15 protein-coding genes and 1 other RNA gene are annotated in these 12,145 nt (G+C 57.4%); 12 read left to right on the forward strand and 4 right to left on the reverse strand.

The genetic code is table 11. The annotated features are described in order from the left end of the window. Nucleotides 1-143: 143 nt before the first annotated feature. From clpP to QZ487_RS08195, 4 genes are all read left to right on the forward strand, one after another. Complete coding sequence (clpP, locus tag QZ487_RS08180; RefSeq protein ID WP_285975688.1) at nt 144-842, forward strand: ATP-dependent Clp endopeptidase proteolytic subunit ClpP; 699 nt, start codon at nt 144-146, stop codon at nt 840-842. A gap of 171 nt (nt 843-1,013) precedes the next feature. Next, a complete protein-coding gene (gene clpX, locus QZ487_RS08185) occupies nt 1,014-2,288 on the forward strand; it encodes an ATP-dependent Clp protease ATP-binding subunit ClpX (protein ID WP_285975687.1) in 1,275 nt (424 codons plus the stop codon). 17 nt (nt 2,289-2,305) lie between these two features. Continuing rightward, nucleotides 2,306-2,638, forward strand: coding sequence for a phosphotyrosine protein phosphatase (locus QZ487_RS08190; RefSeq protein ID WP_296024204.1), 333 nt, complete (start codon nt 2,306-2,308; stop codon nt 2,636-2,638). After that, nucleotides 2,635-3,327, forward strand: a complete 693-nt coding sequence (locus tag QZ487_RS08195; RefSeq protein WP_285975685.1) for an aspartate/glutamate racemase family protein — start codon at nt 2,635-2,637, stop codon at nt 3,325-3,327. Before QZ487_RS08190 ends, QZ487_RS08195 begins: the two co-directional genes overlap by 4 nt. Here QZ487_RS08195 and QZ487_RS08200 read toward each other — a convergent pair. Together QZ487_RS08200 and mtgA are read right to left on the reverse strand one after the other, a co-directional pair. Next, the gene (locus QZ487_RS08200) at nt 3,324-4,259 is read right to left on the reverse strand and encodes a cation diffusion facilitator family transporter (protein ID WP_296024206.1); all 936 of its coding nucleotides are present in this window, start codon (nt 4,257-4,259) and stop codon (nt 3,324-3,326) included. The genes QZ487_RS08195 and QZ487_RS08200 overlap by 4 nt on opposite strands. Nucleotides 4,260-4,264: 5 nt before the next feature. Then, nucleotides 4,265-4,918: a monofunctional biosynthetic peptidoglycan transglycosylase gene (gene mtgA, locus QZ487_RS08205; RefSeq protein ID WP_285977009.1), complete on the reverse strand. Its 654-nt coding sequence runs from the start codon at nt 4,916-4,918 to the stop codon at nt 4,265-4,267. Nucleotides 4,919-5,112: 194 nt separating this feature from the next. Here mtgA and QZ487_RS08210 point away from each other — a divergent pair, with 194 nt between their 5' ends. Genes QZ487_RS08210 through QZ487_RS08220 form a run of 3 tightly spaced genes read left to right on the forward strand, consistent with a single transcriptional unit; the run spans nt 5,113 to nt 7,098 of the window. Next, a complete protein-coding gene (locus QZ487_RS08210) occupies nt 5,113-6,447 on the forward strand; it encodes an amidohydrolase (protein WP_285975683.1) in 1,335 nt (444 codons plus the stop codon). A 36-nt stretch (nt 6,448-6,483) separates the two neighbouring features. Beyond that, nucleotides 6,484-6,891 carry a hypothetical protein gene (locus tag QZ487_RS08215; protein WP_296024208.1) on the forward strand — a complete coding sequence of 136 codons (408 nt, stop codon included), beginning with the start codon at nt 6,484-6,486 and terminating at the stop codon, nt 6,889-6,891. 9 nt (nt 6,892-6,900) lie between these two features. Continuing rightward, complete coding sequence (locus QZ487_RS08220) at nt 6,901-7,098, forward strand: hypothetical protein (protein WP_285975681.1); 198 nt, start codon at nt 6,901-6,903, stop codon at nt 7,096-7,098. Here the strand turns inward: QZ487_RS08220 and rpoH are convergent. Both rpoH and QZ487_RS08230 read right to left on the reverse strand, forming a co-directional pair. Further along, entirely contained in the window at nt 7,095-7,982 is an 888-nt protein-coding gene (rpoH, locus tag QZ487_RS08225; protein ID WP_285977008.1) for an RNA polymerase sigma factor RpoH, read from the reverse strand. The two genes, QZ487_RS08220 and rpoH, sit on opposite strands and share 4 nt — an antisense overlap. Before the next feature lie 142 nt (nt 7,983-8,124). Continuing rightward, on the reverse strand, nt 8,125-9,069 hold the full coding sequence (locus QZ487_RS08230) for an RluA family pseudouridine synthase (RefSeq protein ID WP_296024212.1): 945 nt from the start codon (nt 9,067-9,069) through the stop codon (nt 8,125-8,127). Between QZ487_RS08230 and QZ487_RS08235 the strand changes: the two genes are divergently transcribed. From QZ487_RS08235 to rnpB, 5 genes are all read left to right on the forward strand, one after another. Next, nucleotides 9,047-9,481, forward strand: a complete 435-nt coding sequence (locus tag QZ487_RS08235) for a M67 family metallopeptidase (RefSeq protein ID WP_285975679.1) — start codon at nt 9,047-9,049, stop codon at nt 9,479-9,481. The two genes, QZ487_RS08230 and QZ487_RS08235, sit on opposite strands and share 23 nt — an antisense overlap. A 139-nt stretch (nt 9,482-9,620) precedes the next feature. Next, on the forward strand, nt 9,621-10,274 hold the full coding sequence (locus QZ487_RS08240) for a histidine phosphotransferase family protein (protein ID WP_296024215.1): 654 nt from the start codon (nt 9,621-9,623) through the stop codon (nt 10,272-10,274). Nucleotide 10,275: 1 nt separating this feature from the next. Then, nucleotides 10,276-10,983 carry an N-acetylmuramoyl-L-alanine amidase gene (locus QZ487_RS08245; protein ID WP_296024216.1) on the forward strand — a complete coding sequence of 236 codons (708 nt, stop codon included), beginning with the start codon at nt 10,276-10,278 and terminating at the stop codon, nt 10,981-10,983. Nucleotides 10,984-11,110: 127 nt separating this feature from the next. After that, nucleotides 11,111-11,512 (forward strand): aquaporin, encoded by a 402-nt coding sequence (locus QZ487_RS08250; RefSeq protein ID WP_367114444.1) that lies wholly within the window; start codon nt 11,111-11,113, stop codon nt 11,510-11,512. Nucleotides 11,513-11,630: 118 nt separating this feature from the next. After that, nucleotides 11,631-12,029, forward strand: an RNA gene (rnpB, locus tag QZ487_RS08260) — RNase P RNA component class A. Nucleotides 12,030-12,145: the final 116 nt, after the last annotated feature.

The following is a 12,145-nucleotide window of genomic DNA, read 5'->3' on the forward strand; positions in this document are numbered from 1 at the left end:
CGTGCATGCGCTGCCCGCTGCGGTTGAAATCATTGGTCGCCGCATCGGTTCCAGTTTTTTGTCGAGATGCAAAGGTTAATCCCCTTGAACATCGCGGCGTTGCGTCCGACATAGGGAATCATTCAGATTCACAAGGACACACTATGATCGACCTGTTCGGCTCAGACGCCCATTCTACCCAAGGCCAGTTTACGCACGATCCACTAACGGGCGCGCTGGTACCGGTCGTTGTCGAGCAGACCAGCCGTGGCGAGCGCAGCTTCGACATTTTCAGCCGTCTGCTGCGCGAGCGGATTGTGTTCGTAACCGGTCAGGTCGAAGATGGCATGGCTTCGCTGATCACAGCGCAGCTTCTGTTCCTCGAAAGCGAAAATCCGTCCAAGCCGATCAGCATGTACATCAATTCGCCCGGCGGCGTGGTGACGGCCGGCATGGCGATCCACGACACGATGCAATACATCAAGCCGCGCGTTTCGACCGTGTGCATGGGGCAGGCAGCGTCGATGGGCAGCTTCCTTCTCGCCGCAGGTGAACCCGGCATGCGAGTCGCGCTGCCCAATGCGCGCATCATGATCCACCAGCCATCTGGCGGGGCGCGTGGTATGGCCTCGGATATCGAGATCCAGGCGCGCGAAATCCTGCGGATCAAGGCGCGTATGAACGACCTCTATGTCAAATACACCGGGCAGAGCCTGGAAGAGATTGAAAAGGCGATGGATCGCGACACCTTCCTCGAAGCAGAGGAAGCGAAGGCATTCGGCTTGGTCGATAAAGTGTTCGAAACCCGTCCGGAAAGCGAAGAAACTGGCGACGAAGAAGGCTCTGGCGGCGCGCCAGAGTAAGGAATTCTGCCGGATTTCGTCCCTTTGCGGGACATTAAGACCACATCAACCGCGAATCTGCACAGATTCACTAGGGCAGCATCCAAAATCGCTGCGCTATAGGTTGATTCATCATTACGCGGCTATAAAGTCAGCGAACCCCTGATTTTCAGGGGCTAGGAAGCCTTAGGAATGACCGAATTGAGCGGAACTGACAGCAAAAGCACTCTCTACTGCAGCTTCTGTGGGAAGTCGCAGCACGAAGTGCGTAAACTGATTGCGGGGCCGACCGTGTTCATCTGTGATGAATGCGTTGAGCTGTGCAATGATATTATCCGCGAAGAGACCAAGGCTGGTCTGACCGGACGCAAAGAAGGCGAAGTGCCTGCGCCGTCAGAGATATTTGCGACGCTGAATGATTATGTCATCGGGCAGGATCGCGCGAAACGCGTTCTCGCTGTTGCGGTGCACAACCATTACAAGCGTTTGAAGCATTCGAACAAGGCTGGCGATGTAGAGCTGGCCAAGTCGAACATCCTGCTGGTGGGCCCGACTGGATCGGGTAAAACTTTGCTCGCGCAAACACTTGCGCGCACATTCGATGTGCCGTTCACAATGGCTGACGCGACCACTCTGACCGAAGCGGGTTATGTTGGCGAAGACGTCGAGAACATTATTCTCAAACTGCTGCAAAGCTCGGACTACAATGTCGAGAAGGCACAGCACGGCATCGTCTACATTGACGAAATCGACAAGATTACGCGCAAGGCGGAAAATCCTTCGATCACGCGCGACGTGTCGGGTGAGGGTGTGCAGCAAGCTCTCTTGAAGCTGATGGAAGGCACCACGGCCAGCGTTCCACCGCAGGGTGGCCGCAAGCATCCGCAGCAGGAATTCCTGCAAGTCGACACGACCAATATCCTGTTCATCTGTGGCGGCGCATTCGCTGGGTTGGACAAGATTATCGCTGACCGCTTGCAGAAACGCTCGATCGGTTTCGGAGCCCATGTCGCCGATCCGGACAAGCGCAAAGTGGGCGAACTGCTCGAAAAGAGCGAACCGGAAGATTTGCTGAAATTCGGCCTGATCCCCGAATTCGTCGGTCGTCTGCCGGTGATCGCAACGCTGCACGATCTGGATGTCGATGCGCTTGTCACTATTCTGCAAGAGCCAAAAAATGCGCTGGTCAAACAGTATAAGAAACTGTTCGAGCTCGAAGATGTCGAGCTGACCTTTACGCCCGAAGCGATGAAGGAAATCGCCGAGAAAGCGATCTTGCGCAAAACCGGTGCACGCGGACTTCGCTCAATCGTTGAAGGCATTCTGCTCGACACGATGTTCGATCTGCCTGACATGGAAGATGTTAGTGAGATCGTGGTCGATGCCGATGTGGTCCATGGCCGCAAGGACCCGGTCCGCGTGGTCAGCAGCTCTTCCAAGAAGGGCAAGAACGACGAAGCGGCTTAGCAACCGCATCGCTCTGTTTGGCTGATCGCAACTATCTGTTCGTATGCAGCCATAACCGCTTGCGTAGTCCGACAGCTGAACATCTCTTCGCTGAAGTCCAGGGCATCGCCACAATCTCGGCAGGGACCAAACGCGACGCTGAATATCCGCTCTCGGACGAGCTTGTCGAATGGGCCGATTTCATCTTCGTGATGGAGCGAGCCCATCGAACCAAGCTGCAAAACCGGCACCGCGCGGCGTTGAAGGACATGCGCATCATCGTGCTGGGCATTCCCGACGAGTACCAGTTCATGGACACTGAACTGGTCCGCTTGATCGAATCGAAAATGCGGCGTTGGTTACCAGCATGAGAACCATCGGCATCATCGGCGGGATGAGCTGGGAAAGCTCGGCCCAGTACTACACGATCATCAATCGCGCGGTTCGCGAACGGCTGGGTGCGCCGCATAGCGCCAAAATCCTGATGCACTCGCTCGACTTCGGCGAGGTCGAGAGGTTGCAGCACGCACGCGAATGGGAAGCGCTGGGGAGAATGATCGGCGAAAGCGCGCGTTCATTGCAGGCAGGCGGTGCAGACCTGCTCATTATCGCGACCAACACCATGCATAAGCTTGCGCCCGAAGTCGAAGCAGCCTGCGACCTGCCACTGCTGCATATCGCGGACCCGACAGCTGAAGCGATTAAGCTGCAGGGTTTCACGAAGGTCGGCTTGCTGGGCACCGCTTTCACCATGGAGCGGGACTTCTATCGGGGGCGCTTGGAGGACAGGCACGGGCTGGAAGTCCTGATCCCCCGGCATGCCGACCGGGTCGAAGTGCACCGCATTATTTATGAAGAACTGGTCAATGGTTCCGCACGCGAAGAGTCCCGCGAGATATACCGCGCAGTGATCGCGCGTCTGGTCGATCGCGGCGCAGAGGCGGTCATCCTCGGTTGCACCGAGATTATGCTGCTGGTTGGACAGGAAGACAGTGAGATCCCGCTGTTCGATACGACTGGATTGCATGCGCTGGCAGCAGTCGATGCTGCGCTAGTCTAGCAGTCGCTGGTCGCACAATCCCGCTCGCGCTCGATCTGGATCGTCGAGTGATTGATACCAAACTCGTGTTCCAGCTTGTGGCTGATTGAGTGCAGAAAGCTGTCGCCCGGATGGCCATTGGGCACGACCAGATGCACGGTCAACGCGGTCTCGGTTGTCGACATTGGCCAGATGTGCAGATCATGCACCTCGCTCACACCTTCGCATTTCGCAAGGAAAGCACGCACCTTGGTCTCGTCCACATTTTCGGGCACTGCGTGCAGGCCCAGCTTTATGCTGTCTTTTGCCAGACCCCATGTGCCCCACGCGATCACTGCAACAATAATCAGGCTGGTGACCGGATCGATCCAGATTTGTCCGGTATAGAGGATTGCAACGCCTGCGATCACCACGCCCAATGATACCAGCGCGTCAGCCGCCATGTGCAGGAAGGCTCCGCGAATGTTGAGGTCATTCTTGCGTCCCCGCATGAACATCAGCGCCGTGAATGTGTTGATCGCGATCCCGATCCCGGCAACCACCACCATGGTCATGCCTTCGACCGGAGCAGGCTCAAGAATGCGGTGCATTGTTTCGAACAGGATCGCGCCAATGGCGATCGCCAGCAACATCGCGTTGGCCAGCGCAGCCAGGATCGTCGAGCTCTTGAAGCCATAGGTATAGCGCGGGGAGGCTGGTTTCTTCGCCGCGACGCTTGCGCCCCAGGCGAGCATCAATGCGAGCACATCTGACAGATTGTGGCCTGCATCGGCGACCAATGCCATCGATCCGGACAGAAAGCCGTAGGTCGCTTCGACTATAACGAAGGCGCTGTTTAGAACGATGCCGATTGCAAAGGCGCGCCCGAAATCGGCCGGCGCATGAGAATGACCGCCAGCCCCATGGCTGTGGCCATGCGAATGCGAGTGTGAATGGCTATGCGCCTCGCCCATGGCTTCTAGTCATAGACGCACGAATCAAGCCCGTCACGCCTTACAACTCCCATTCGTGCGGATATCGTGTTTGCGTAACGCCTTGTGAAACCGGTCGGATTGACAACCGGGCGTTGCTTGGGGAGCGGCAGCGCCGCCGCCATGCGCGCAGCTTCGCTTTGGGGCAGCCTTGCCGCGGAATGCCCGAAGTAACGCTGCGCGCCAGCCTCTGCGCCATAGGTTGCAATGCCGGTTTCAGCGACATTCAGATAAACTTCCATGATCCGCTGCTTGCCCCAGATTTGCTCAATCAGGAACGCGAACCAGGCTTCGATACCTTTGCGGAAATAGCCACCGCCTTGCCACAGGAAGACGTTTTTGGCGGTCTGTTGCGTGATGGTCGAGCCGCCTCGAATGCGCCCCCCTTGGGCATTGCGCGCGGCGGCCTTGGCGATGGCTTCTGCATCGAACCCGTTGTGGCTGCAGAACTTGCCATCTTCCGCCGCGATCACGGCACTGACCAGATTACGGTCGATAGAGTCGAGCGATTCCCAGTCTTTGCTAAGCCCGTGCTCCCACACTTCTTCGTCCAGGATCATTGTCGCGGTGATCGGTACGGGTACCCATTTGTAGAATATGACCAGCACGAAGCTGAGAAACACAAAGCCAAGGATCGCCATGGCCGTCCAGCGCAGCAGGGTGCGTCCGGGCGAGCGGCGCAGATTGCCAAAGCCATCACGGATGCGGGGAAGGATTGCGAGACGCATGTTGGTGCAAATAGGCGCGTGGTGACGCGTGCGCAATCAGGAACGCGCTTGCGACTTGGGCGCGAAGATGCTTGGAAGTCATCAACACGGGGATTGGGAGAGAATCGATGAAGTTCATGCGCAATATAGCAATGTCGCTGGCCCTCAGCACAGCAATGCTGGCAATGCCGGCTATGGCGGATAGCGGCGAGATCGCAGCGGCAGTCGAAGCCGATTATGACGCCTATCTCGACGATCTGTTTGTGCATTTCCACCAGAACCCCGAGCTTTCGTTTCTGGAGACCAAAACCGCCGCGCGTATGGCGGCAGAACTGCGTGATGCCGGGCTTGAAGTAACAGAGAATGTTGGCGGAACCGGCGTGGTCGGCATGCTGCGCAACGGCGACGGTCCGCTGATCCTGTTGCGCGCAGATATGGACGGGCTGCCGGTTGAAGAAAAGTCGGGGCTCGATTATGCGTCCAAGGCCAAGCAGGTCGGGCAGGATGGCGAGGAATACTCGGTCATGCATGCCTGCGGGCACGATGTGCATATCACCTCTATGGTCGGCACGGCGCGCTTGCTGGCGTCGATGAAGGACCAATGGTCGGGCACGCTTATGTTCGTGGTCCAGCCCGCTGAAGAGCGTGTGGGCGGGGCGAAAGCGATGATGGAAGACGGGCTGTATGAACGCTTTGGCAAGCCCGATTACGCAGTCGCGTTCCACGTCGCTTCTGTGATCCCGACCGGCACCGTCAGCGCGTCGGAAGGCATTCAGTACTCCAGCGCGGATTCGGTCGACATCATGGTGCCGGGTATTGGCGCGCACGGCGCGAGCCCGCATGCTGGGCGTGATCCGGTCTATATCGGATCGCAAATCGTCACTGCGCTGCAATCGATCATCAGCCGCGAAGTCATGCCATTGTCGCCAGCCGTCATCACTGTCGGCGCGTTCCACTCAGGTACCAAGCACAACATCATTTCAGACCGCGCTGACTTGCAATTGACGGTGCGTTCCAATGACGAGCGCGTTCGCGAACAGCTGCTTTCCACGATCGAACGGGTGGCGGTGAACATCGGCAAGGCCCATGGCCTGCCGGACGACATGCCGGTGCAGGTCACCGTGACCGAAGGCACGCCGGTGACTTACAACGATCCCGAGCTGGCGCGCCGCCTCAACGGTGTGATGCGTGAAACCTTTGGCGAAGAAGCGACTCCTGCATTCCGTCAGCAGGGGATGGGGGCAGAGGATTTTGCTTTCTTCGTGGCTGAGGACACCGGCGTTCCGGGATATTACTTCGCCGTTGGTGGTACGCCTCAGGAGGCGTTCGACGCGGCGGCGAATGGCGGCCCTGCAGTGCCTTCGCACCACTCACCGCTATTCAAGATCGCCCCGCGCGAGAGTGTGACTGTGGGCACCCGAGCGATGATCGCAGCTGTGCTGGATCTTGCGCCAAGCGAGTAATCAAACGGGTCACCCGGCGACACTGACTGGTGTAGTATGATTATTGTCATCGAAGGCATCAGCACCGCGGGAAAGACCACATATTCGCGCCGTTTTGGCGAGCAGTATTGCGTGCTCGAGTTTGAGGCAGAAGGCCAGGTTCTGGGCGCTGCTGATGCGCCTGCCGTTCACGCCGAATACTGGTTTCAGCACAATATCCGGCGGTTCAGGCCAGCTCAGGCGATAGAGGTAAAGCACGGTTTCGCGATCTGCGACACAGAGCCGTTCAAATCACACTTTGACTGGTGCATGGCCCGCGCCGGGTTCAAAACGATGGACGTCTTCAACGAGACGATGCCTTTGGCTCGAGAGGCGATCGGCTTCGCGGATCGCTATTTCATACAGCACATCGAACCTGACGTTGCCCGCGCGCAAAAGGAAGGTGACAAGACGCGTAGCCGCTGAGGGTTTGACATGCACCTGGCCCTACAGCCCCACCTGATCGCATGGTTCGAAGCTCTGGTCGGTGTCATTCCCGAGCAGGTCCAATTCCAGTGGCCAGAGCCGGGAGATGTGCTGTGCGAGATGAAAAGCAAAACGCCGGAGGAAAACCCCGGCGTTTCGATGTTTCGGTTCTCGATGATCTCTTGGACCGTCTGCCGGGCTAGTTAAGCCCCTGCATACAAGAGCTTTTCACCGGCAATCCGCTGCATCGCTTTCTGCAGCTTTTCAAATGCACGCACTTCGATCTGGCGAATACGCTCGCGGCTGACATCGTAAACCTGCGACAACTCTTCTAGCGTTTGCGGGTTTTCGGTCAGGCGGCGCTCGGTCAGAATGTGCTTCTCGCGATCGTTCAGCGCATCCATGGCTTCAGCCAGCATTTCGTGGCGGACCTGGGCTTCTTCAGCTTCGGCAACCGTTTCGTCGTGCAGCGGACGATCATCGGTCAGCCAGTCCTGCCATTCGCCAGAACCTTCCTCGCCATTGCGCATCTGGACGTTCAGCGAACCGTCGCCGCCCATCATCATCCGGCGGTTCATATTGACGACTTCCTGCTCCGGCACGCCCAGATCGGTCGCTATCTTCGCCACGTCGTCAGGATGAAGATCGCTATCTTCGTAAGCGTCGAGGTTCTTCTTCATCCGTCGCAGGTTGAAGAACAATTTTTTCTGCGCGGCGGTGGTGCCCATCTTCACGAGGCTCCAGCTGCGGAGAATGTATTCCTGGATAGAAGCCTTGATCCACCACATCGCATAGGTCGCCAAGCGGAAGCCACGATCGGCTTCGAACTTCTTGACGCCCTGCATCAGGCCAACATTGCCTTCTGAAATAAGGTCGCTGACCGGCAAGCCATAGCCGCGATAACCCATCGCAATCTTCGCAACCAGGCGCAGATGCGAGGTCACGAGCTGCGCCGCAGCTTCGGGGTCCTCATGCTCTTCATAACGCTTGGCGAGCATATATTCCTGCTCAGCGGTGAGAACGGGGTATTTCTTGATTTCCGAGAGGTAGCGGTTGAGGCTTTGCTCTCCGCCGAGCGCCGGGACGCTCATAGACTTGGTATTGGTCACTCTTTCCCTAACCTTTCTTGCGTCAACCCGACGGTATCTGGACCCCTAATGGGCATCCGTTGGTGCGGGTCACATGGTTACACATACACGCGTTTGCAGAGATTTGCAGTGTATTTCATCGATTTCAACGCGTGGTTTGGTCGATTAGTTCCTGCATATCCTCCGGCAGTTCCGATCGGAATTCGAGCCAATCTCCGCTTATCGGGTGCTCAAAGCCAAGCGATGCCGCATGCAAGGCCTGCCTTTCGAAACCCAAAGCCTTCAGAATATTACGTAATTCGGCTGGAGTGCGTCCATATATCGTATCACCTACTAGCGGATGACCAATTGACGCAAAGTGAACGCGAACCTGGTGGGTTCGCCCCGTTTCCAACCGACATTCGATTAACGAAGCGGATTTGAGCTTCTTCAAAAGCTTATAATGGGTCACAGCATCTTTGCCGCGCGAGGAATTCTTGGCGAGCACAGCCATTTTTTTGCGATTGGCATCAGAACGGCCGATTCGCGTGGAAATCGTGCCTTCGGAATTGCGCAGATGCCCCCCGCAAACCGCCAGATATCGCCGCTCGATCGAGTGGTCCTTGAACTGCCGGGCAAGACCTTCGTGCGCCTTATCGGACTTTGCGACCACCAACAGGCCGGACGTGTCCTTATCGATCCGGTGGACGATGCCCGGCCGCGCGACGCCGCCAATGCCCGAAAGCTGGCCTTTGCAATGGTGGAGCAGCGCATTGACCAGAGTCCCGTCAGGATTTCCGGCTGCGGGATGAACCACCATGCCGGCAGGCTTGTTCACGATGATCAGATGCTCATCCTCGAACACAAAATTGATCGGGATATCCTGCGGCCGGGCTTCGGCTTCGATGGGAGGCGGGACGCGGATTTCATACCGCGCACCAGCCGGAATCTTGGCTTTTGCGCTCGTCATGATCTGACCGGAAATGGCAACACGACCTTCCGCGATTAGCGCCTGAATTCGCGCTCGCGAAAAATCGCTCGCGTCAGCCAACGCCTTGTCGAGGCGGTCTGACGTTCCGATTGATCCGATGATGACTTCGCTTTCGGTCATGCTAGAGGCATGCGCGATGGACATCAAAGTGGCAAGTGGAGTGATCGATCGGATCTTGCGGGAGGCGGGAAAAGCCCATCCGCTCGAGGCATGCGGAATTATGCTGCGCGAGGGCGATCGAATTTCCGATTGTGTTGCGACCCGCAATGTCCATCCGGCACCTGCAACCCATTTCGAAATTGATCCGCAAGCACTGATCGATGCGCATCGCGCTGCCCGCAAAGGCGGGCCTCAAGTCATCGGCTATTACCATTCGCATCCGGTGGGTGATGCGCGACCATCAAAGACGGATCGGGTCATGTCCACTGGTGACGGCAGCATCTGGGTGATTATCGCGGGGCAGGAGATTGGCTTGTGGCGGGATGATCCAGACGGATTCACGGAAGTTTCCTACGCAGTGGTGGACGACTAGAAGCGACCTGTGCTCGACTGGTCTGCCTTTGGCGAATAACCTTTTCGCGCATTCGGATTCGACACGGCTGGTATGGTAGCGATTTTCTGAGTAGGACAGCGTTCCAAGTGTTCCATTCTGTAGGACTTTAATGGCCTCGATGACCTTTTCCACTGAACTTGCCGCATTGATGTGCTCGCGGCTGTGCCACGACATGCTGTCACCTGTAGGAGCTCTCTCCAACGGGCTGGAATTGCTCGCTGACGAGAAAGACCCGGAGATGCGCGCGCGCTGCATGGAGCTGCTCGAACAAAGCGCAAAGATCAGCACGAACAAACTCAAGTTCTTCCGGCTCGCGTTCGGCGCGGCTGGTGGTTTTGGCGGAGCTGTTCCGGTGGAAGAGGCGCAAAGCGTAATCGACGCGCTGGTATCGGACGCCAAAGGCGTGACGCAGAATTGGGCGATCAGTGAGTCCAGCCTTCCGAAGCCCGCGGTAAAGGTGATGCTCAATCTCGCGCATATTGCACTTGATGCGCTCATCCGTGGCGGGACACTCGATATTGGTGCTGAGCTGCAAGGCGGCAATGTAGAGATCGTTGTCCGGGCGAGTGGGGACCGGCTTGCATTCGATGACAACATCGGTCGCGCGATTCAAGGCGAGCTTGCGCCAGGCGAACTCTCCAGCCGAACTGCCGCTGCGCATATGATCGCAACGCTGGCTGAGGAAATGGGCGGTGGGCTTCAGTATAAGAAGACCGATACTAGCCTGGTCATGGGCGCGGTGCTGCCGCAGCCTGAAGGGATGATCGGCTAAAATGCGTGACGAGCTGGTCCATCGCGAGCAGCTCTCGCCAAATTTTAACGATCGCGCGCTGCCGATTAATATGGTGGTGCTGCACTATACCGAGATGAAACCGGTTGAGACAGCGTTGGAGCGATTGTGCGATCCGGAAGCGCAGGTTTCTGCGCATTACCTGATCAGCGAAGAAGGCGAAGTCACCCGGCTGGTGCCGGAACAAAAGCGCGCATGGCATGCGGGTATGTCCTACTGGCGCGGTCACAAGGACGTGAATTCGGCAAGTATCGGGATCGAGCTGGATCACCCGGGGCATGGGCTAGGCTATCGCGAGTTTGCCGAAGCGCAAATCAAAGCCCTCGTTCCGCTATTGGCGCGGATAGTGAAAGAGAATGATATTCCCCGCGCAAACGTTGTCGGTCATTCCGATGTTGCGCCAGCGCGCAAGACCGATCCGGGCGAGCTGTTTCCATGGGATCGATTGGCTGAATACGGGCTCTGCCTGCCAAAGCCGGAGAAACTCGACCTGGGCGATCCGTTCGACAACGATGGCGCGTTCTATCTCGCGCTGGAGCGGTTTGGCTATGACATCACAGACGGACACAAGGCAGTCGAAGCATTCCAGCGCCGGTGGCGTCCTGAGCTGATTGACGGGATCGTGGATCAGCATGTGGGTGCGATCCTGTTTCAGCTGTTGCTTGATCGTGACCGCGGCGCTGCCCGGTAGGCTGATCCTCTTTCCCCAATCTGGAATTTGCCCCCTGCAATCTACCCCCTGCAATCTAGATGCTAGTCTTGCGCCTTGTTCTAGATGCTAGTCTTGCGCATTGTTCTCCGGGGAGGGGAGTAAGTTCATGATTAGAAAACTGTCTGCTGAGTTGATCGGCACATTCTGGCTTGTGTTTGGCGGTTGCGGTTCAGCTGTGCTGGCAGCAGCCTATCCGGAATTGGGGATCGGTTTTGCCGGCGTCGCATTGGCCTTTGGTTTGACCGTGCTCACTATGGCCTATGCGGTTGGAGGGATTTCCGGCGGACATTTTAACCCGGCTGTTTCGCTTGGCCTTGCTGTTTTAGGCCGATTTTCATGGGGTGAGCTGCTGCCCTATTGGGTGGCGCAGGTGATCGGCGCGTTCAACCGGCGTTGCATTCTATGCAGAGACCGGCGCTGTCGGACAGCTGTGGCTGTTCTGGGTCGCACCGCTAGTGGGCGCAGTGATCGGCGCACTGATCTGGAAGATGGCGCTTTCGCCCGATGAATCGATCGAGAGCATTGGCGGCAAAGAGTAGGCGCTGAAATTCCGAATTGATGGAGGGTCGGCCTTGAAACGGGTTGGCCCTTCTCATTTCTGGCGGTCATGCCTATATCGCGCTGTGCCAGGAGGCTGGGCAGCTGCGTTTTCGCGAGATTACGAGGAAAGTCCGGGCTCCACGAAACAAGGGTGGCGGGTAACGCCCGCCGAGGGAAACCTAAGGGAAAGTGCCACAGAGAGTATACCGCCGATGGCCCCTAAAGGGCACAGGCAAGGGTGAAAGGGTGCGGTAAAAGCGCACCGGGGCTCTGGTAACAGCGCCCGCATGGCAAACCCCACCCGGAGCAAGGCCAAATAGGGGGCTCGCGCTGTCAAAAGCAGGGGCGTTTCGCCCTGAGAGGCCCGGGTTGGCTGCTTGAGCTGCGGAGCAATCCGTAGCCTAGATGAATGGCTGCCGCTGCAAGGCTGGTGTGCGAACATACCGCTTGCAGGACAGAACCCGGCTTACAGGCCTCCTGGCACACTTACTGATGCGTTGGCGTTCAATTCTATTTTAACGTTAACATCAGGATAAGTGGATGAACTGCAACGCTAAAACGCGGGAAATGATGTGTAACACGACTGCAACACTTCCCTAGA

The sequence above is a fragment of the uncultured Altererythrobacter sp. genome (genome assembly GCF_913057185.1).
Taxonomy (GTDB): Bacteria; Pseudomonadota; Alphaproteobacteria; order Sphingomonadales; family Sphingomonadaceae; genus Erythrobacter; species Erythrobacter rubellus.